A 19,462-nucleotide genomic window follows, 5' to 3' on the forward strand; every position below is an offset into this window, starting at 1 on the left:
CCGCCGCCGGACGCGCCGCGTGGGCGCTGTGTCCGGCGGCGGGGGGAGAGTCAGCGGCGGGCGGCCGTCCTGCTGCGGCGGTAGAGGATGCCGCCGCTGATCAGCAGGCCGGTGCTCATCGCGGCCGAGGCCATCAGGTTCGTGTTCGATCCGGTCGTGGCCAACTGGTCGACGAAGTCGCCCTCTTCGACGGGGCGCGGCTGCTCGGGGATCATCGGGACGTGGTTGTCCGGTACGACCGGGGGCTCCGCGGGGGGCCTCGGGGGGTTGCGGGGGTCGATCGGTTCGCCCGGGTGGGGCGGGTCGACCGGGGTCTTCGGGGGCCTCACGTCCGAGCCGTTCACGCAGGCGTTGCCGAAGGCCGGGTTCAGCACCCCGACCAGGTCGACGCTGTTGCCGCAGATGTTCAGCGGGATGTCGAGCGGGGCCTGGACCAGGTTGCCCGAGAGCAACCCCGGTGAGTTGGTCGCGGCGCCGGACGCCGACGAGCCGCCGTGGTCCGGGCGCTCTGAGTGACCGGCGGGGCCTGTGTGGGCTCCCTGGTCGGGGCGGTGCCCGGGTCTGACCGGTGCGGAACTCCCGCCGTTCTCACCCGGCCTGGCGGCGTGCGTCGAGCTCGCGTCGGTGTTGTGGGTGCCCTGGGCGGGCACCTTGTGGGGCGCAGGCTTGGCGTGCGAGGCCTGCTGCTGCGCGTGGTGGTCCGGCCGGGGCTTGGACGGCGCGTGGTCGCCGGAGGAGTTGGCGCAGCTGTTGCCGAAGGACGGGTTGCCCGCGCCGACCGGGTTCACCGTGTTGCCGCAGAGGTTGACCGGGATCTCGACAGGGGCCTGGACGCTGTTGCCCGACAGCAGTCCCGGGGACCCGGTGGCGGCTGCCTCGCCGTTGGTGGCCTGGGCGTATCCACCGCTCAGGGACAGCACGCTCGACGCCGCCGCGGCGGTGAGCAGTCCTTTGCCGATGAGTTCTCGCATCTGGTTCTCCTGTGTGGCCGGTGCTTCGGTGCTTCGTGTGTGTGCTGTGTTGACCGGGGCCGGCCCCGACGCGCGTATCGCCGTACGCGGTCGGGACCGGCCCCGGGTGCGCCCCGGGGGGGCGCGTGTGCGCTCACGCGCACGTTGGTGCGGGTCAGGCGTTGACGCAGGTGTTGCCGGCCGTCGGGTTCAGCAGCGCGAACGCGTTGAGGCTGTTGCCGCACGCGTTGATGGGCACGTGCACGGGGATCTGGACGAGGTTGCCGGACAGGAAGCCCGGGGAGTTCAGCGCGGCACCCTGCGCGCCCGAGTCGGCGACGGCCGGCCCCGCGGCACCGACGGCCAGGAGAACACCCGCCACAAGAGTGGCCGCTTTCTTGGCATTCATGGTTGAGCCCTTTCCGCAACGGGTCGCGCGCACGGCTCTCGTGCCACGCGAGCACGGATTTTCAGCCGCACCGCCGCTGCTGGAATTCCAACGAGTACGCGCCCATGAGGAAACTGCCCTGATTTACGGGCCCTTGCTGGTTCACTCCATCGCCATGGGGATTCACGTATCCGCGCGGCGAACGAGTCGGTGGGAGCCGGTGAACACGTTCATATGAAACAGAAGCCGGCCGGGGCGAATTCGCCCCGGCCGGCTCGTCAGCCCGGAAAGGGGGGCCGGATCGGCGATGGCTGTCAGCCGTTGCCCGCACCGTTGGCCGAGAGGACCGGGATGTCGTTGAGGAGGTGCGACAGCGGCTCGTCGCCCTTCGCCTGCGTCGAGTTCTCGACGCACTGCTGGTTCTGCGGGGAGGACAGGACGTTGATGTCCTGGACCGCGACCGGCACGAGAATTCCGACAAGCGAGCCGGCGTTGGCCTTGGCCGGCAGGCCGACACAGAGCTTGTTGAGCGAGCCCTGGACGAGGCTGAGCTGCGGGCTCATCTTCCCGTGGGTCGCGGAGTTGCCGTACGCCTGCTTGGCACCGTTGCCGCTGAGCGACGTGGTGCCGGTGTCGTTGCCGACGGCGAGGGCCGACGGCGCGGCGGCGGCGGAGGCGCCGACAACGGAGGCGGTGACCGCCGCGGTTGCCAGAATCTTCTTGATCACGGTTGGTTCCTTTTCTCAAGAAATGCAGGTGGTGCGGCCTGCCCAACCGGCTCACCCGTGTTTGGTTCCGGTGCTTCACTCGTACGGTTTGCGGGGCCCGAGCGGGCTGATTGAGTGCCTAATGAGCCGTTGGAGTGAATCGCGATAACCAAGCCCGCTGAACGTAGTTGCTCATGACGCCCCGGGGACTTGGGGCATCTTTCAGAAGGGGACTCATCGTGATCAAGAAGGTTCTGGCCTCCGCGGCCGTCGCCGCTTCCGTCGTCGGCATGTCGGCCATGGCCGCGCCGTCGGCTTTCGCCGTCGGTGACGACACGGGTACCACGTCGCTCAGCGGCAACGGTGCCACCCAGGCTTACGGCAACTCGGCGACGTACGGGAACATGAGCCCGCAGATGGCGCTCATCCAGGGCTCGCTCAACAAGCCCTGCATCGGTCTGCCGGCCAAGATCAACGCCGGCTCGCTTCTGGGTGCCGTGCCGGTCGCTGTCCAGGACGTCAACATCCTGTCCTCGCCGCAGAACCAGCAGTGCGTCGAGAACTCGACGCAGGCGAAGGGCGACGAGCCCCTCTCGCACATCCTCAACGACATTCCGATCCTGTCGGCGAACGGTGCGGGCAACGGCTGATATCACCGCTGAAACACTGAAACACAGCTGCCGGGCCACTGCGGAATTCCGCGGTGGCCCGGTCGTTTTCACGCTCGCCGTTGACGCACCGATATGGCTTATGGGCTGTTAGAGGGAACGGGCGCAACCAAACCAGATACGGCGAGTTGAGCAAATTGGCACTCCACCGGTGGAGTCCGACTTTCCGGAAAGGCAACAAAATGAACAAGCTGTGGGCCACCGCTGCTGTGGCGGCCACGATGGTCGGCGGTCTCGCCGCCACCGCGTCGCCAGCGCTGGCGATTGGCAACGACACGGGTACGACGTCTCTCAGTGGCAACGGTGCCAAGCAGGCCTACGGCAACTCGGAGACCCACGGGGACCTGAGCCCGCAGCTCAGCCTCGTCCAGGGCTCGCTCAACAAGCCCTGCATCGGCCTGCCCGTCAAGGGGAACATCGGCTCGCTCGGGGGCCTCGTGCCGGTCGGCGTCCACGACATCAACGTCCTGTCCTCCCCGCAGAACCAGCAGTGCACGGAGAATTCGACGCAGGCCAAGGGCGACGAGCCGCTGTCGCACATCCTGGAGGACATCCCGATCCTCTCGGCGAACGGCGTGGGCAACCACTGACATTCCGCTCAGAGCCCGGTCCGGCAGCTCGGCTGCCCGGCCGGGCTCTGTCGTGTCCGGACGCGGCGGGCGAGAACCACTTTCAGCCGAGCGGCTTGGCCAGGCAGATGCTCAGCGGGTCGTCGCGGTAGTGGCCGAACTTCGAGCAGTCCGTGTAGCCGCTGGAGCGGTAGAGCGCGATGGCCTCCGGCTGCTTGGTGCCCGTCTCCAGGACCATGCGGGTACGGCCCGCGGCGCGGGCGCTCTCCTCCAGCCGGGCGAGGATACGGCGGGCCAGCCCGAGGCCGCGCGCCTCCACCGTCACGTACATGCGCTTGATCTCGGCGTCGCCGTCCGAGTAGCCCTCGTCGTTGGTTTCCTGCGAGCGCCAGCCGCCCGTGGCGATCGGGCGGTCGTCGGCGTCGTAGACCAGGAAGTAGATGCCGTGGGGCGGGTCGAACATCCGGGGGTGGAGGACGGTGGCGTCCCCCTCGCTCTCGTAGCGCGCCGCGTATTCGAGCTGGACCTCGGCGTCGAGCTTCGCGGCGTCGGGGTGGTCGTAGGGGACCTGACGTATTTGGATGGCCACGGCACCGATGGTAGGGCCTCCTGGGTAGGGTGCCGGAATGCTCACTGTGACAACCGTGAATGTGAACGGGCTGCGTGCCGCCGCGAAGAAGGGCTTCGTGGAGTGGCTGGCCGGGACCGGGGCCGATGTGGTCTGCCTCCAGGAGGTGCGGGCCGAGGAGGACCAGCTCACGGAGGCGGTACGGAAGCCCGAGGGGTGGCACACGGTGTTCGCGCCGGCGGCGGCCAAGGGGCGCGCGGGGGTCGCGCTCTACTCGCGGCGGGAGCCCGAGCGGGTGCGGATCGGCTTCGGTGGCGCGGAGTTCGGCACGAGCGGGCGGTACGCCGAGATCGACCTGCCCGGTGTGACGGTGGCCAGTCTCTATCTGCCGTCGGGTGACGTGGGCACGGAGCGCCAGGACGAGAAGGTCCGGTTCATGGACGAGTTCCTGGCCTACCTGGGCGGTCTGAGGGAGCGCGCGGCGGCGGACGGCCGGGAGGTGCTGGTCTGCGGCGACTGGAACATCGCGCATCAGGAGGCCGACCTCAAGAACTGGAAGGCCAACCGCAAGTCGTCCGGCTTCCTGCCGGAGGAACGCGCGTGGCTGACGCGGGTCTTCGACGAGGCGTCGTACGTGGACGTGGTCCGTGCCCTGCACCCGGACCAGACCGGGCCGTACACCTGGTGGTCCTACCGGGGGCGCGCCTTCGACAACGACACGGGCTGGCGTATCGACTACCAGGTGGCGACGGCGGGCCTGGCTGAGCGTGCGGTGAAGGCGTGGGTGGAGCGGGCGGCGACGCACGGCGAGCGGTGGAGCGATCACGCGCCGGTGAGTGTCGCGTACGAGCTGGGGTAGCGCTACTTCTCGCGCAGGCGGCGGTCCATCGCCATGGAGAGTTCCGCCTCCACCACGCTCTTGGCCAGCGGGCGAAGGACCTCCGGGGCGGTGTCGGGGGCGTGGGCCTGGAGCGTTCTCGCGAAGAGTTCGGCCAGGGCGTCCGCGTGGGCGCGGACCTCGCGGCCCGCTTCGAAGACCGCCGACAGCGGGATGCCCTCGCGGACCAGACGGGCCGAGACGTCCAGGAGGCGGCGGCTGATGTGGACGAGGTCGTCGCCGTCGGTGGCGAGGTAGCCGAGTTCGAGCGCGGTGGCCAGGTTCTCCGCCGTGACCTCGCCCTCGAAGTGGTCGGCCAGCTCCTCGGGGGTGAGGCGGACGGGGGTCTCCTCGGTCGGTTCGCCGAGGCCCAGAACCTCGCCGACGTCCCGGCCGCTTTCGAAGGCGGTCGCCAGGTCGGCGATGCCGTTGAGGGTGTGGCCGCGCTCCAACAGGGCGGCGATCGTACGGAGTCTGGCCAGGTGGTGGCTGTCGTACCAGGCGATCCGGCCCTCCCTGCGGGGCGGCGGGATCAGGCCGCGTTCGCGGTAGAAGCGGACCGTACGCACGGTGATGCCGGCCGCTTCGGCCAGCTCCTTCACGCGGTACTCGCGTACTTCCTCCCGTACTTCCTCCTGGTCGGACATGGCGGTCAGCCTATGCCGCGGCCGGCGCCCGCCCCCGGCCCGTACCGCCGGTAGCTTTTCCTGTCCGCCCCCTACCCATGAGTAGGGAGCTGCCCTACTCTCCCAACAGTGCCAGTGATTACTGGCGCGGTTACCGGGAGGCGCTCCGGCGGGAGGCGGCGGCATGGCCAAGCACGAGCATGTACGGGTGGCGGTGATCGGATCCGGATTCGGGGGTCTGGGGGCCGCCGTCCGGCTGCGGCGCGACGGGATCACCGACTTCGTCGTCCTGGAACGCGCGGGGTCCATCGGCGGGACATGGCGCGACAACGACTATCCGGGCTGCGCCTGCGACGTGCCCTCGCACCTGTACTCCTTCTCCTTCGCGCCCAACCCCGACTGGCCGCGCACCTTCTCGGGGCAGTCGCACATCCGCGCGTACCTGGAGCGCGTCACCGACACCTTCGGGCTCCGGCCGCACATCCGGCTGGACCACGAGGTGCTGCTGATGCGCTGGATCAGCGGTGCGGCGCACTGGGAGATCGAGACCTCGCGCGGGACCCTCACGGCGGACGTCGTGGTCTCCGCGACCGGGGGGCTGTCGGACCCCAGGGTGCCGGACGTGCCGGGGCTCGACTCGTTCCCCGGCGAGGTCTTCCACTCCGCCCGCTGGGACCACGGGTTCGACCCGCGGGGCAAGCGCGTCGCCGTGGTCGGCACCGGTGCGTCGGCGATCCAGATCGTGCCGGCCCTCCAGTCCGACGTGGCGCGGCTGACGCTCTTCCAGCGCACCCCGCCGTGGGTGATGGCGCGGGCGGACCGGCCGATCTCCGCCGCCGAGCGGTGGCTGTACCGCACGGTGCCGGCCGCCGGCGCCGTGCGGCGCGGACTGCTCTGGGGGATCAGGGAGTTGCAGGTCCAGGCGTTCACCAAACGGCCCGGCGAGCTGCGGCTGGTCGAGCGCGTGGCCAGGGCGAACATGGCGCGGGCGATCAAGGACCCAGTACTGCGGGCCAAGTTGACGCCCTCGTACCGGATCGGCTGCAAGCGGATCCTGCTGTCCAGTACGTACTATCCGGCGCTCGCGCGGCCCAATGTGGACGTCGTCGCGTCCGCGCTCGGCGAGGTGCGCGGGTCGACCCTGGTGGGCGCGGAGGGGAGCGAGGCCGAGGCCGACGCGATCGTCTTCGCCACCGGCTTCCGGGTGACCGACATGCCCATCATGGAGCGGGTGGTGGGGGCCGACGGGATCACGCTCGCCGAGTCGTGGAAGGACGGCATGGCGTCCCTGCGCGGCTCGACGGCCGCCGGCTTCCCCAACTTCATGACGATCATCGGCCCCAACACCGGGCTGGGCACCTCCTCGATGATCCTGATGATCGAGTCCCAGCTCAGCTATCTGGGCGACTATCTGCGCACGCTCGGCTCGCTCGGGGCGGGCGCCGCTCTCACCCCCACACCGGCGGCCGTCGAGGCGTGGAACCGCCGCGTACAGGAGAGGATGAGGCGCACCGTGTGGAACACCGGGGGCTGCACCAGCTGGTACCTGGACGCGGGCGGGCGCAACACCACGATCTGGCCCGGGACGACGACCGAGTTCCGGCGGGCGACACGGGCCGTGGACCTCGGGGAGTACGACATCGTGCGGGCACGGGACGCGAAGACGCAGGCGGCCGAGGAGGTACTTCGATGACGACGACACCCAACCCCCGTGTGCTGACGGCGACTTCCGCCGACGGCTCGCGGCTGCACATCGAGGTGTACGGCTCCGAGGGGGCGCCCGCAGTCGTGCTGAGCCATGGGTGGACCTGCTCGACCCGCTTCTGGGCCGGGCAGATCGACGACCTCGCCGCGGACCACCGTGTGATCGTCTACGACCAGCGCGGGCACGGGCGTTCACCCGCCGTCGGCCGCCACGGCTACAGCACCGACGCGCTCGCCGACGACCTGGAGGCGGTGCTGGGCGCGACACTCGCGCCGGGCGAGAAGGCCGTACTGGCCGGGCACTCGATGGGCGGGATGACGCTGATGGCCGCCTCCGCGCGGCCCGCCTTCCGGGAGCACGCGGCGGTGGCGCTCCTGTGCAGCACGGGCAGTTCGCGGCTGGTGGCCGAATCGCTCGTGGTGCCGATGCGCCCCGGGCGGCTGCGGACGCGGCTGACCCGGATGATCCTCGGCGCACGGGCCCCGCTCGGCCCGGTCACGCCCCTCTCGAAGCGGCTCCTGCGGTACGGGACGATGGGGCCGGGTACGGCGCCGGACCGGATCGCCACCTGCGCGCGGATCGTGCACGCCTGCCCGCGCGCGGTGCGGGTCGCCTGGTCGCATGTGCTGGGCTCGCTCGATCTCGACGCGGGCGTAAGGGAGTTGCGGGTCCCCACGGCGGTGCTCACGGGGACCGCCGACCGGCTCACGCCCCCGGTCCTTGCCCACCGGACGGCCGCCGCGCTGCCCCACTGCGTCGGCGTCACCGAGCTGACGGGCGTGGGACACATGACCCCGGTGGAGGCTCCCGAGGCGGTGACCGCCGTGATCCGGGGGCTGGTGGCGGACCACCTCGGCGCCGGTGGCGACAGGACGGGGCACGCCGACGAGACCGAGGGGAGCGCCGTATGAGCCGGGTCGGCCTCGACGGACAGGTCGCCGTCGTCACCGGCGCGGCACGGGGTGTGGGCGAGACGCTGGCCCGCAAACTCTCGGCGCGCGGCGCCCGGGTGGCGCTCGTGGGGCTGGAGGCGGACGAGCTGAAGGACGTGGCGAGCAGGCTGCACACCGAGTGCGAGCACTGGTACGCCGATGTCACCGACCACGAGGCGATGGTCCGCGTCGCGGGCGAGGTCAAGCGGCGGTTCGGGAAGGTCGACATCGTCGTGGCCAACGCGGGTGTCGCCGCGGGCGGTCCGTTCCTGGACTCCGACCCCGCCGCCTGGCGGCGGGTGATCGAGGTGAACCTCGTCGGCGGCGCGGTCACGGCGCGCGCGTTCCTGCCCGTACTGATGGAGAGCCGCGGCTACTTCCTCCAGATAGCCTCGCTCGCCGCGATCACCCCGGCGCCCCTGATGACCGCGTACTGCGCCTCCAAGTCGGGGGTAGAGGCCTTCGCGCACAGCCTGCGCGCCGAGGTGCGGCACAAGGGCGTCCGGGTCGGCGTCGGCTATCTGTCGTGGACCGACACCGACATGGTGCGCGGCGCCGACGAGGACGAGGTGATGCGCGAGATGCGGCAGGGGCTGCCGTGGCCGGCCGGGAAGACATATCCGCTCGGGCCCGCGGCCGAGCGCATCGTCTCGGGCATCGAGCGGCGCTCGGCGCACGTGTACGCGCAGTGGTGGCTGCGGGGCATGCGGTCCGTACGAGGGTCTCTGCCCGGCCTGGTCGCGACCGTTGGGTCCCGCCGGATGCGGGGGCTCGAACCGCGGCTCGGGGGAGTGGCCAGAGGGCTGCTGGGGGCCGGCGGGGCGGCCGACGAGGAGGGGCGTACGCAGCGTAACTGATCGAAATGCGCGGTATGTCGGAGCGTGTAAGTCTGGTCGTGGCTCGGGAGTTCGTCCACGGGCCGCACCGGACTTCACCGGACTTCGCCCGACTTCCAGGAGTGAGAACCCATGGGTATCGCGGACCAGTTCAAGGACAAGTCGCAGCAGCTCGCCGACCAGGCGAAGAAGAAGACGCGCGAGAACGCCGACGGGAACCCCGGCGACGCCCGCGAGGCCCGTGATGCCCGCGAGGCCGGCAACGCCGGGAACGCCGGGAACACCCGTCGCAAGGACGAGGCGTCCCAGCGCTCCTCGCAGGGTCGCTCCCCGCAGGGCCAGGGCCAGAGCCAGCGCCCGGGTCAGGGCCAGGAGCGGATGCGGGACGAGGGCGACCGGGCGCGGCAGCGCGCGCAGGACTCGCGGGACCGGTTCGCCGAGGACTACGACGCCTGACCCGCGAGCTTGAAGGGGCGCACCCGATGTCCGTGGACCGGGTGCGCCTCTTGGCGGCGGCTGCCCGCGGCCGGGTTCAGCCGCGCGGCGGCAGCGGCGGGCGGCGGCGGTCCGGCACGTCGCCGTAGCCGGGCGGGGTCGCCGCCGGCTGCTTGGCCAGCAGCTCCAGCGCCACCCACACCGCGTCGTCGAGCTGCGCGTGCCGCCCCTCCGCCCAGTCGAGCGGGGTACGCAGCGCCTCGATGTCGGGCTCCACGCCGTGGTTCTCGACCGACCAGCCGTATGTGTCGAACCAGGCCGCGTTCATCGGCACCGTGATGACCGTGCCATCACCCAGCCGGTGCCTGCCCGTCATGCCGACCACCCCGCCCCAGGTGCGCTGCCCGACCACCGGGCCCAGCTTCAGCAGCCGGAAGGCGGCCGTGATCATGTCGCCGTCGGAGGACGTCGCCTCGTCCGCGATCGCGACGACCGGGCCGCGCGGCGCGTTGGAGGCGTAACTCACCGCCTGGGCGTTACGCGTCAGGTCCCAGCCGAGGATGCGCCGGGTCAGCTTCTCCACGACCAGTTCGCTGATGTGGCCGCCCGCGTTGCCCCGTACGTCCACGATCAGCGCCGGCCTGGACACCTCCAGACGCAGATCGCGGTTGAACTGGGCCCAGCCGGAGCCGCCCATGTCGGGGATGTGCAGATAGCCGCACTTGCCGCCGCTCATCTCGCGGACGACCTCGCGGCGTTTGGCCACCCAGTCCTGGTAGCGCAGCGGCCGTTCGTCGACGAGCGGGACGATCGCCACTCGCCGTGAACCACTGTGCCGCGTACCGCCGTTGCCCGGTGACAGGTCCTCGGCGGGGCGGAAGGTCAGCTCGACGGTCGTACCGCCGGCGGCGGACAGCAGCGGGTAGGGGCCGGTCACCGGGTCGACGGGGCGGCCGTCGACATGGGTGAGGACCGCGCCCTCGCGGATGCCTGTACCGGCCAGCGGGGAACGGGCCTTGGAGTCCGACGACTCGCCGGGCAGGATCCGCTTCACGAGCCATTCGCCGTCCCGGCAGACGAGGTTGGCGCCGAGCAGGCCCATGGCGCGCTGGTAGTGCGGCGGTCCCTCGTTGCGGCGGGCGGGGGTGACGTACGCGTGCGAGGTGCCCAGCTCGCCCAGTGCCTCGCGCAGCAGATCGGCGAACTCGTCGGGGGATGCGACGCGTTCGACCAGCGGGCGGTACTGGTCGAGCACCGCGTCCCAGTCGATGCCGCACATCTCCGGCTCCCAGAAGTACGAGCGGATGATGCGGCCCGCCTCCGCGTACGCCTGGCGCCACTCGGCCGCGGGGTCGACCTCGTGCAGGATGCGGCGCAGGTCGATATGGACGGTCGAGTCGCCGTCGCCGGGCTCGGTGGCGGGCACGGCGCGCAGGTCGTCGTCGTCCACGACGACGAGCCGTGAGCCGTCCCGGCTGAGCGCGAACCAGTCGAGGTGGTCGACGAGTTCGCTCTTGCGCGCCTTGGTGATGTCGAAGTGTTCGAGGGTCGGACGGCCCGAGGTGTCGGCGGGGTTGGCGAACGTCTCGCCGAGCGCGCCGGAGATCGGCCAGCGCAGCCAGACGAGCCCGCCGCCGCTGACGGGTTGCAGGGCCGAGTACTTGGACGCCGAGACGGGGAACGGCGTGACCCGGCTCGCGAGCCCTTCGACCTCGACCGTGACCGTCCCTCCCCCAGAGCCTTCGGCCTGGGAGGTGCCCCCGAAGAGGGCGGCCGTGCCGTCGGACGGGGGGACGGCCACCGGGTCGAGCCCGCCGGCGGCCGGGCGGCCGTCCGGGAGCAGCGCGAACGGCGAGGGCGTCGCCGACGACAGCGGTACGAGGTAGGGGCGGCAGCCCAGCGGGAAGGAGAGGTCGCCGGTGTGCACGTCGTACACCGGGTCGAACCCGCGCCAGGAAAGAAAGGCGAGATATCGGCCGTCCCGCGTGAAAACAGGATTCTCGTCCTCGAAACGGCCGTTGGTGACGTCGACGATCGTACGGTCGGCGATTCGCGCCATCTTGATCTGCCGCAGCGAGCGGCCGACTCCCGGGTGGGACCAGGCGATCCAGTCGCCGTCGGGGGAGAACGCGAGGTCGGTGACGGGGCCGTTGACGGAGCGGATCAGCTCGGTGACGTCCTCCTCGGCGGGCGTCGCCGGTTCGCCGGTCACCGCTTCGGGTTCTGACGTGCCGTCATCTGATGGATCGTCAGGAACCGTCAGTATCAGGAGCCTTCCGTCGTTCGTGCTGAGCGCGAGCCGTTCACCGGCCGGGTCGGCGATCAGCTCGTGCACGCGGCCGAGCCGTCCGGAGGCGAGCCGCAGCGGCGGCATGTCGCCGCTCGCGCGCGGCAGATAGGCGATCTCGATCGCGTCCTCGCCGTCCGCGTCCGTGACGTAGGCGACCTTGCCGCCGCTGCCCAGCATCTCGGGCAGCCGCACCCGTACGCCCGGTGTGTCCGCGATCGTGCGGGCCGGGCCGTCGCGGTGGGTGAGCCAGTACAGGCTGCCGCGTACGGAGACGGCGCTCGCCCGGCCCGTGGTGTCCACGGAGATCGCGTCGACGTGGTGGGCGGCCGGGACCTGGTATGTGCGCCGCCCGGCGCGCGGCCCGCCGAGCCGTACCGACAGCTTGCGCGGCACCGAGTCGGGCGCCAGCGAGTCCACCAGCCACAGCTCGCCCGCGCACTGGTAGACGACCCGGCGTCCGTCGGACGAGGCGTGGCGGGCGTAGAAGGCGTCGTGGTCGGTGTGCCGGCGCAGGCCGGTGCCGTCGGGGAGCGTCGAGTAGAGATTGCCGACGCCCTCGTGGTCGGAGAGGAACGCGATACGCCCGGCCACGAACATCGGGCAGTCGACATGGCCGGGCAGATCCGCGAGAAGCCGCTCGCCGTGCAGCCACAGCCGGCCCATGGCGCCGCCCCGGTACCGCTTCCACGCGGCCGGTTCGTGCGGCGGCTTGCCGGTGAGCAGCAGGCTGCGCCGCTCGCCGTCGATGTCGGTGACCGCGATGTCGGCGACCGGGCCCCAGGGGAGTTTGCCGCCGGGGGAGCCGTCGGTGGGGACGCTGTAGGCCCAGGAGTAGTACGAGAAGGGCTGGCCGTGCGAGGAGACGGCGAGGATCTGCGCCGCGCCGTCCTTGTCCGGCGGCGTCCAGCCGCAGACGCGGGTGTCGGTGGAGCCCCAGTAGCTGAGCCGGCGGGCCGGCCCGCCGGCCACCGGCGCCAGATGGATCTCCGGATCCAGGCTGCGCCAGCTCGTATAGGCGATCTGGCTGCCGTCCGGCGAGAACCGCGGATGCCCCACTCGTGTGCGGTCGACGGTCACCCGCCACGCACGGTCCGGGCGGTGCTTGGCCGACGAGAGGGGGGCGACCCAGAGATCGTCCTCGGCGGCGAAGCACAGCAAGTCGTCGTGCAGATGCGGATAACGGAGATACGCGACGTCGTCACTCACCCCCCAATGCTTTCCGTGCGGGAGGGGCGCGGCAACTCGTAGGAGGAGTCGAGTTGGCCGGATGTGTTCGGCGGGCACTCGGTCCTGTGTGTGAAGGGGTGGCGGACGTGTGTGCGGAGTGTGGCGGAGCCCACAAGCGAAACGTTGCCGTTTCGATGAGGGTGGTCTATCTTCGTACTGTACGAAATCGTTTCGTTCAGCTTGGAGAGCCTGACGGGAGGTCGGACATGGCACGCACCAGACTCACGCCGGAACGCGAGGGCGAGTTGTACGGAGCCGTGCTCGACCTGCTGCGCGAGGTCGGCTACGACGCCCTCACCATGGACGCCGTCGCCGCCCGCACCCACTCCAGCAAGGCCACCCTCTACCGCCAGTGGGGGAGCAAGCCGGAGCTGGTCGCACGAGCCCTGCGGCACAACAAGCCGGCCGATGTCGCGCAGATCGACACCGGCTCGCTGCGCGGGGACTTCCACGCCATGGTCTCGATGGGCGACGACTGCCAGATGGAGCGGGACTCCGCGCTGATGCGGGGCCTGGTCCATGCCGTCCACAACAATCCCGATCTCCATCAGGCACTTCGCGAACTGCTCGTCGCGCCCGAACTCACCGGGCTCGGCGTCTTTCTGCACCGTGCGGTGGAACGGGGCGAGGTCAGCGCGGACCATCCCGCGCTGAAATACGTCGCACACATGCTGGTCGGCGCTTTCGTCGCCCGGCAGCTCATCGAGGACAGGTCGGTCGACAAGGCCTTCCTCGCTGACTACATAGACGCCGTGCTTCTCCCCGCCCTCGGCGTCTGACCCTCCCCGCAGCTCGCTGCATCGCCTCCCTGGGCCGCTCGCCCACCTCCGGGGCCTCCCCAGCAGTACCCGGCGTCCTCGCACGGCAACTTCTGCCGGTCGTGGCGTCAGCACCTGACGCGTGTCGCTCTCGCGCCGTCGGTCGGCTCCCCATGCCCTTGATCCACCCCCCAGACCGGGAGTACGCCTCGTGGCCACGTTTCTTTACAGACTCGGACGGTTCGCCTTCCGGCGCCGAAATCTCGTCGCCTTCGTATGGGTGGTGCTGCTGGCACTCGCCGGCGTCGGCGCGGCGTCCGCGTCCACCGCGACATCGAGTTCCTTCTCCATCCCGGGGACGGAGGCCCAGAAGGCCTTCGACCTGCTGGAAGAGCGCTTCCCCGGCGGCAGCGCCGACGGGGCCACCGCCCGGGTCGTCTTCAAGGCGCCCGAGGGCGAGAAGATGACATCGGCCGCGAACAAGGCCGAGGTCGAGAAGATCGTCGACGAGCTGCCCGCCGGCTCGGACCAGGTCGCCCGGGTCGCCGACCCGTACACCGCGAAGGCCGTCTCGCAGGACGGTTCGACGGCGTACGTCTCGGTCACCTACAAGGTCAACTCGATGGAGCTGACCGAGGAGACACGTACGGCGCTGGAGGAGACGGGGGCCGAGGCGCGGGAGGCCGGCCTCACCGTCGAGATCGGCGGTGACGCGCTCCAGGCGGCGCCGGAGACGGGAGCCACCGAGGTCATCGGCATCGCCGTGGCGGCGGTCGTGCTCGTGATCACCTTCGGCTCACTGATCGCCGCGGGACTGCCGCTGCTCACCGCCCTCATCGGCGTGGGAATCGGTGTGTCGACCATCACCGCGCTGGCGAGCGTGATGGATCTCGGCTCCACCACCAGCATTCTCGCGATGATGATCGGCCTCGCCGTCGGCATCGACTACGCCCTGTTCATCGTCTCGCGTCACCGGGCGGAGCTCGCCGAGGGGCGGGAACCCGAGGAAGCCGCCGGACGGGCCGCGGGGACGGCCGGATCGGCCGTGGTCTTCGCCGGACTCACCGTTGTCATCGCGCTCGTCGGGCTCGCCGTCGTCAACATCCCGATGCTCACCAAGATGGGTGTCGCGGCGGCCGGAACGGTCGTCATCGCGGTCCTTGTCGCGCTCACGCTCGTCCCGGCCATGCTGGGCTTCGCGGGCAAGCGGGTCCACGGCAAGAAGCTGCGGACGAAGATGGCCCGCGAGCAGGCGGTCTCGGCCGACGGCGGGGCGGCAGAGGGCAAGCCCAACATGGGCACCCGCTGGGCCCGTTTCGTCCTGCGCCGCCCCGTCGCCGTACTCCTCGCCGGAGTCGTCGGCCTCGGCGTCATCGCCGTCCCGGCGACCCAGCTGGAGATGGGGCTGCCCGACGACGGATCGCAGCCGACGAGCACCACGCAGCGCAAGGCGTACGACCTCCTGTCGGACGGTTTCGGGCCCGGCTTCAACGGCCCGCTGATGGTCGTCGTCGACGGCAAGGGCGACGACAACGCCAAGGAGACCGCCGCGGAGGTCACCGCGGCCGTGGAGGACCTGAAGGGCGTCGCCGCCGTCACCCCGGCCAGCTACAACAAGGCCGGCGACACGGCGACGATCACGGTCGTCCCGAAGGACCGCCCCTCGTCGGTGGAGACGGAGAACCTGGTCCACACCATCCGCGAGGCCGGCGGTGAGATCGCCGCCGACAGCGAGGCGAAGGTGCTGGTCACCGGTGCCACCGCGATGAACACCGACTTCTCCGAGAAGATGAACGACGCGCTCCTGCCGTATCTCGCGCTCGTTGTGGGTCTGGCGTTCCTGCTGCTGATGCTCGTCTTCCGGTCGGTCCTGGTGCCCCTCAAGGCGGCGCTCGGGTTCCTGCTGTCGGTCGTAGCGGCGCTCGGCGCTGTGGTCGCGGTCTTCCAGTGGGGCTGGCTCGCCAGTCTGTTCGGTGTGGAGCAGACCGGTCCGGTCATGTCGATGATGCCGATCTTCATGGTCGGTGTGGTCTTCGGTCTCGCGATGGACTACGAGGTCTTCCTGGTGACGCGGATGCGTGAGGCGTACGTCCACGGGGAGCGGCCCGGCCAGGCGATCACCACCGGCTTCCGGCACGGGGCGCGGGTCGTCACCGCCGCCGCGGTGATCATGATGGCGGTCTTCGCGGGCTTCATCGGATCCAGCGAGTCCATGGTCAAGATGATCGGCTTCTCGCTGGCGATCGCCGTCTTCTTCGACGCGTTCGTCGTCCGGATGGCGATCGTGCCGGCGGTGCTCGCGCTGCTCGGCACCAAGGCGTGGTGGCTGCCGCGCTGGCTCGACCGGCTGCTGCCGAACGTCGACGTGGAGGGCGAGCAGCTGCGGAAGATGCTGGAGAAGGAGCCGGCCGGTGCGGGCGGGGACGCCGGGCCGGAGAAGGAGCTCGTGCGGGTCTGACGTACGGGAGCCGTGCGCCGGGCGGGGCCCTCGCGGGTCCGTCCGGGGCACGGCTCACGTGTGTCCGGTGTGCTGTGTGCTTCTGTGCGTGCCGGGTGCGGGTCAGCTGTGGTGCAGCAGACGGTCGAGACCGCGCTTCGCGCGCAGCGGATAGCGCTCCTCGCCGACCGGGACCGTCTGGTGCGTCAGCCGGAGGAACCGGCGCAGCGAGGACGTGTCGAACTGGGTCAGCGCCACCCCTTCCGGCGAGTGGAATTCGAGCATCGTCTGCGCCCTGCCGCACGGCCACACGCGTACGTCGCCTTCGCCCGACGGCGTACGCAGGCCCGATTCGAGCAGCTGACGGGCGAAGGCCCACACCACTTCGGCGTCGTCACGGGACACCTCGGCGGGGAACGCGACGCGGACGGCGAGGGGGTCGGCGCTGTCATAGCGGAGGGTGACGGTCAGGCACCCGTGGTGGGGGGCGTCCGTGATGAGACGGACCTTGGCAGGCTGCTCGACGACGGCTGACATCGTTTCGCTCCTCTACGGCAGTCGCTTTACACCGAAAGATGCCTTTTGTCCCTTATTTAACTCCGAGTGTCCCGGAAAACTCAAACTTTCCGTGCCGTTCGGTGCCCGTACACCGGTTCGCATGGCACGCGCTCTTGCAACTCGTTCGCAAGAGAGGACTATCTATTCGAACGGCTCATTCCGAGCGGTTCATGTCTGAACGCCTGCCTGAACGCCTGCCCGGAAGCGGAGCCCGCCCATGCATGTCCCCGACGGAATGATCAACCTGCCCGTGTCGGCCGCCGCCGGTGTCGTCGCCGCCGGAGCCGTGGCCGTCAGCCTGCGCGGCGCCCGCCGCGAACTGGGCGCAGGGCCGCTCGCCGAGGGCCATGGCGCCGAGCGCACCGCACCCCTCGCGGGCCTCGTCGCCGCCTTCATCTTCGCCGTGCAGATGCTGAACTTCCCGGTCGCGGCGGGCACCAGCGGGCATCTGCTCGGCGGGGCGCTCGCGGCGATACTCGTCGGCCCCTTCACCGGGGTCCTCTGTATCGCCGTCGTCCTGCTGATGCAGGGCATCCTCTTCGCCGACGGCGGTCTCACCGCGCTCGGCGTGAACATCACGGTCATGGGCGTCGTGACGGTGATCGTCTCGTACGGGATCTTCCGCGGCCTGCTCCGCGTCCTGCCGCGGGGGCGGCGCTCGGTGACCGTGTCCGCGTTCGTCGGCGCGCTGGTGTCCGTGCCGGCCGCCGCCGCGGCCTTCACCCTTCTCTACGCGATCGGCGGCACCACGGACATCCCGATCGGCAAGGTGTTCACCGCGATGGTCGGCGTGCACGTGCTCATCGGCATCGGCGAGGCGGCGATCACCGCGCTGACGGTCGGGGCGGTCATCGCCGTACGGCCGGACCTGGTCCACGGGGCGCGCGGGCTGGCCGCGCCGCTCAAGCTGCGGATCGACGGTGAGCTGGTGGACGCGCCTGCCGCCGCGCCCGCCGCCGCCCCGCAGGCCGCGCCGGTCGCCGCGCGCTCGCCGCGCGGGCTGCTGGTGGCCGGCCTCGGCACCGCCCTGCTGCTGGCCGGGGTCGTCTCCTTCTACGCCTCCGCCAGCCCCGACGGACTGGAGAAGGTCGCCGCCGACAAGGGCATCGACAAGAAGGTCGAGGAGCACGCCGCCGCGGACTCGCCGCTCGCCGACTACGGCGTCGCGGACATCTCCGACGCCCGGCTCTCCGGCGGGCTCGCGGGTGTGATCGGCGTCGGCGCGACGGTCGTGGTCGGCAGCGGGATCTTCTACGTGGTGCACCGGCGCCGTACGACGGGGAACACCCCGGCCTCGTCCGGCGCCGTCGGCTCGTCCGGCGCCGCCGGCTCCGGGCCCGCCGGCTCCGGGACTTCCGCGTCGCCCGAGCGGGCCTGACATGGGAGCCGGCCACGCCCACAAGCTCTACCGGCACGGCCACTCGCCGGTCCACGCGCTCCCGCCGCACTGCAAGCTCGCCGCCGTCCTGTGCTTCGTGCTCGTCGTGGTCTCCACACCGCGCGAGGCCGTATGGGCCTTCGGCCTGTACGCGGCGCTGCTCGCCGGCGTCGCGGCGCTCGCCCGCGTCCCGGCCGGCTTCCTGCTCCGCCGGATGCTGATCGAGGTCCCGTTCGTGGCCTTCGCGGTCCTCATGCCGTTCGTGGTCCCCGGCGAACAGGTCCAGTTCCTCGGGCTCTCGCTGAGCGTCCCGGGCCTGTGGGGCGCCTGGAACGTGCTGGCCAAGGGGACGCTCGGGGTGGCCGCCTCCGTACTCCTCGCCTCCACCACCGAACTGCGCGCGCTGCTGCTCGGGCTGCAACGGCTGAGGCTGCCGCCGATGCTCGTCCAGATCGCGTCCTTCATGATCCGCTACGGCGACGTGATCACCGACGAGCTGCGGCGGATGTCGATCGCCCGCCGCTCACGCGGCTTCGAGGCGCGTGGCGTACGGCACTGGGGTGTGCTCGGCAAATCCGCCGGGGCGCTGTTCATCCGCTCCTACGAGCGCGGGGAGCGGGTGCACCTGGCGATGATGAGCCGCGGCTACACGGGCACGATGCCGGTCATCGACGAGATGACCGCCTCCCGCGCGCAATGGACGTCCGCCGCCGCCCTCCCCCTCTCGGCGCTCGCGGTCTGTCTGCTTGGCTGGACCCTATGAGCACGCAGTCCCAGGAGCAGTCGCCGCCGCCCTCTCTCGAAGTGCGGGGGCTCGCGTACGCGTACCCCGACGGCCACCAGGCGCTCTTCGGCGTCGACCTGACCGTCGGGCGCGGTGAGCGGGTCGCGCTGCTCGGGCCCAACGGCGCGGGCAAGACCACCCTCGTCCTGCACCTCAACGGCATCCACACGGCGGGCGCCGGGTCCGTCACCGTCGCGGGGCTGCCCGTCGCGAAGCGGAACCTCGCCGAGATCCGCCGCCGGGTCGGCATCGTCTTCCAGGACCCCGACGACCAGCTCTTCATGCCCACGGTGCGCGAGGACGTGGCCTTCGGCCCGGCGACCTCCGGGCTGCGCGGCGCGGAGCTGGAGGCCAGGGTCGTCGCCGCGCTCACCCAGGTCGGGATGGCCGAGTACGCGGACCGGCCGCCGCACCATCTCTCCTTCGGGCAGCGCCGCAGGGTCGCCGTCGCGACGGTCCTGGCGATGGAGCCGGAGATCCTCGTACTGGACGAGCCCTCGTCCAACCTCGACCCGGCGTCGCGCCGCGAACTCGCTGACATCCTGCGGGCGTTGGACGTCACCGTCCTGATGGTCACGCACGACCTGCCGTACGCCCTGGAACTGTGCCCGCGCGCGGTGATCCTCAGCGAGGGCGTCATCGCGGCCGACGGGCCGACCGGGGACCTGCTCGGCGACGCGGAACTGATGGGTGCGCACCGGCTGGAGTTGCCGTTCGGTTTCAACCCCGCTTCGGTGACGCCCTGAGGTCTGACCTCGCCGCGATGCGT

19 protein-coding genes are annotated in these 19,462 nt (G+C 71.0%); 12 read left to right on the plus strand and 7 right to left on the minus strand.

Features of this window, described 5'->3' with window-relative positions:
- Positions 1-50 precede the first annotated feature (50 nt).
- The 3 genes from OIE74_RS22875 to OIE74_RS22885 all read right to left on the minus strand — a co-directional run bounded on the left by OIE74_RS22875 (position 51) and on the right by OIE74_RS22885 (position 2,066).
- Positions 51-971 (minus strand): chaplin, encoded by a 921-nt coding sequence (locus OIE74_RS22875; RefSeq protein WP_329386578.1) that lies wholly within the window; start codon positions 969-971, stop codon positions 51-53.
- Positions 972-1,125: 154 nt separating this feature from the next.
- Positions 1,126-1,359 (minus strand): chaplin, encoded by a 234-nt coding sequence (locus OIE74_RS22880; protein WP_329386580.1) that lies wholly within the window; start codon positions 1,357-1,359, stop codon positions 1,126-1,128.
- A gap of 293 nt (positions 1,360-1,652) precedes the next feature.
- Entirely contained in the window at positions 1,653-2,066 is a 414-nt protein-coding gene (locus OIE74_RS22885) for a rodlin (RefSeq protein WP_329386582.1), read from the minus strand.
- A gap of 218 nt (positions 2,067-2,284) precedes the next feature.
- Between OIE74_RS22885 and OIE74_RS22890 the strand changes: the two genes are divergently transcribed.
- Positions 2,285-2,695: a rodlin gene (locus tag OIE74_RS22890; protein ID WP_329386584.1), complete on the plus strand. Its 411-nt coding sequence runs from the start codon at positions 2,285-2,287 to the stop codon at positions 2,693-2,695.
- A gap of 200 nt (positions 2,696-2,895) precedes the next feature.
- Positions 2,896-3,303: a rodlin gene (locus tag OIE74_RS22895; RefSeq protein WP_329386586.1), complete on the plus strand. Its 408-nt coding sequence runs from the start codon at positions 2,896-2,898 to the stop codon at positions 3,301-3,303.
- 82 nt (positions 3,304-3,385) lie between these two features.
- On the opposite strand, the gene OIE74_RS22900 is transcribed toward OIE74_RS22895, so the two are convergent.
- Positions 3,386-3,865 (minus strand): GNAT family N-acetyltransferase, encoded by a 480-nt coding sequence (locus OIE74_RS22900; RefSeq protein WP_329392395.1) that lies wholly within the window; start codon positions 3,863-3,865, stop codon positions 3,386-3,388.
- A gap of 43 nt (positions 3,866-3,908) precedes the next feature.
- Here OIE74_RS22900 and OIE74_RS22905 point away from each other — a divergent pair, with 43 nt between their 5' ends.
- A complete protein-coding gene (locus OIE74_RS22905; protein WP_329386588.1) occupies positions 3,909-4,709 on the plus strand; it encodes an exodeoxyribonuclease III in 801 nt (266 codons plus the stop codon).
- A gap of 2 nt (positions 4,710-4,711) precedes the next feature.
- On the opposite strand, the gene OIE74_RS22910 is transcribed toward OIE74_RS22905, so the two are convergent.
- On the minus strand, positions 4,712-5,374 hold the full coding sequence (locus OIE74_RS22910) for a MerR family transcriptional regulator (protein WP_329386589.1): 663 nt from the start codon (positions 5,372-5,374) through the stop codon (positions 4,712-4,714).
- A 163-nt stretch (positions 5,375-5,537) separates the two neighbouring features.
- Here OIE74_RS22910 and OIE74_RS22915 point away from each other — a divergent pair, with 163 nt between their 5' ends.
- The 4 genes from OIE74_RS22915 to OIE74_RS22930 all read left to right on the plus strand — a co-directional run bounded on the left by OIE74_RS22915 (position 5,538) and on the right by OIE74_RS22930 (position 9,282).
- The gene (locus OIE74_RS22915; protein WP_329386591.1) at positions 5,538-7,046 is read left to right on the plus strand and encodes a flavin-containing monooxygenase; all 1,509 of its coding nucleotides are present in this window, start codon (positions 5,538-5,540) and stop codon (positions 7,044-7,046) included.
- Positions 7,043-7,969 (plus strand): alpha/beta fold hydrolase, encoded by a 927-nt coding sequence (locus OIE74_RS22920; RefSeq protein WP_329386593.1) that lies wholly within the window; start codon positions 7,043-7,045, stop codon positions 7,967-7,969. The genes OIE74_RS22915 and OIE74_RS22920 overlap by 4 nt, the downstream gene beginning before the upstream one ends.
- Positions 7,966-8,847 (plus strand): SDR family oxidoreductase, encoded by an 882-nt coding sequence (locus OIE74_RS22925; RefSeq protein ID WP_329386594.1) that lies wholly within the window; start codon positions 7,966-7,968, stop codon positions 8,845-8,847. Before OIE74_RS22920 ends, OIE74_RS22925 begins: the two co-directional genes overlap by 4 nt.
- A 111-nt stretch (positions 8,848-8,958) precedes the next feature.
- On the plus strand, positions 8,959-9,282 hold the full coding sequence (locus tag OIE74_RS22930; RefSeq protein ID WP_329386595.1) for a hypothetical protein: 324 nt from the start codon (positions 8,959-8,961) through the stop codon (positions 9,280-9,282).
- Positions 9,283-9,358: 76 nt separating this feature from the next.
- On the opposite strand, the gene OIE74_RS22935 is transcribed toward OIE74_RS22930, so the two are convergent.
- Positions 9,359-12,757: a S41 family peptidase gene (locus OIE74_RS22935; RefSeq protein ID WP_329386597.1), complete on the minus strand. Its 3,399-nt coding sequence runs from the start codon at positions 12,755-12,757 to the stop codon at positions 9,359-9,361.
- A 227-nt stretch (positions 12,758-12,984) separates the two neighbouring features.
- Between OIE74_RS22935 and OIE74_RS22940 the strand changes: the two genes are divergently transcribed.
- Together OIE74_RS22940 and OIE74_RS22945 are read left to right on the plus strand one after the other, a co-directional pair.
- Positions 12,985-13,557 (plus strand): TetR/AcrR family transcriptional regulator, encoded by a 573-nt coding sequence (locus OIE74_RS22940; RefSeq protein WP_329386599.1) that lies wholly within the window; start codon positions 12,985-12,987, stop codon positions 13,555-13,557.
- A gap of 190 nt (positions 13,558-13,747) precedes the next feature.
- Positions 13,748-15,994: an MMPL family transporter gene (locus tag OIE74_RS22945; protein ID WP_329386601.1), complete on the plus strand. Its 2,247-nt coding sequence runs from the start codon at positions 13,748-13,750 to the stop codon at positions 15,992-15,994.
- A 102-nt stretch (positions 15,995-16,096) separates the two neighbouring features.
- Here the strand turns inward: OIE74_RS22945 and OIE74_RS22950 are convergent, their stop codons facing one another.
- Positions 16,097-16,510 (minus strand): SsgA family sporulation/cell division regulator, encoded by a 414-nt coding sequence (locus OIE74_RS22950; RefSeq protein ID WP_329386603.1) that lies wholly within the window; start codon positions 16,508-16,510, stop codon positions 16,097-16,099.
- 238 nt (positions 16,511-16,748) lie between these two features.
- Between OIE74_RS22950 and OIE74_RS22955 the strand changes: the two genes are divergently transcribed.
- From OIE74_RS22955 to OIE74_RS22965, 3 genes are read left to right on the plus strand one after another with little or no spacing between them, the layout of a single operon-like run.
- Positions 16,749-17,909 (plus strand): energy-coupling factor ABC transporter permease, encoded by a 1,161-nt coding sequence (locus tag OIE74_RS22955; protein ID WP_329386605.1) that lies wholly within the window; start codon positions 16,749-16,751, stop codon positions 17,907-17,909.
- Between the two features lies 1 nt (position 17,910).
- On the plus strand, positions 17,911-18,672 hold the full coding sequence (gene cbiQ / locus OIE74_RS22960) for a cobalt ECF transporter T component CbiQ (protein WP_329386607.1): 762 nt from the start codon (positions 17,911-17,913) through the stop codon (positions 18,670-18,672).
- Positions 18,669-19,439, plus strand: a complete 771-nt coding sequence (locus OIE74_RS22965) for an energy-coupling factor ABC transporter ATP-binding protein (RefSeq protein ID WP_329386609.1) — start codon at positions 18,669-18,671, stop codon at positions 19,437-19,439. Before cbiQ ends, OIE74_RS22965 begins: the two co-directional genes overlap by 4 nt.
- The last annotated feature ends 23 nt before the right edge of the window (positions 19,440-19,462 follow it).

The organism is Streptomyces sp. NBC_01716, assembly GCF_036248275.1.
GTDB lineage: Bacteria > Actinomycetota > Actinomycetes > Streptomycetales > Streptomycetaceae > Streptomyces.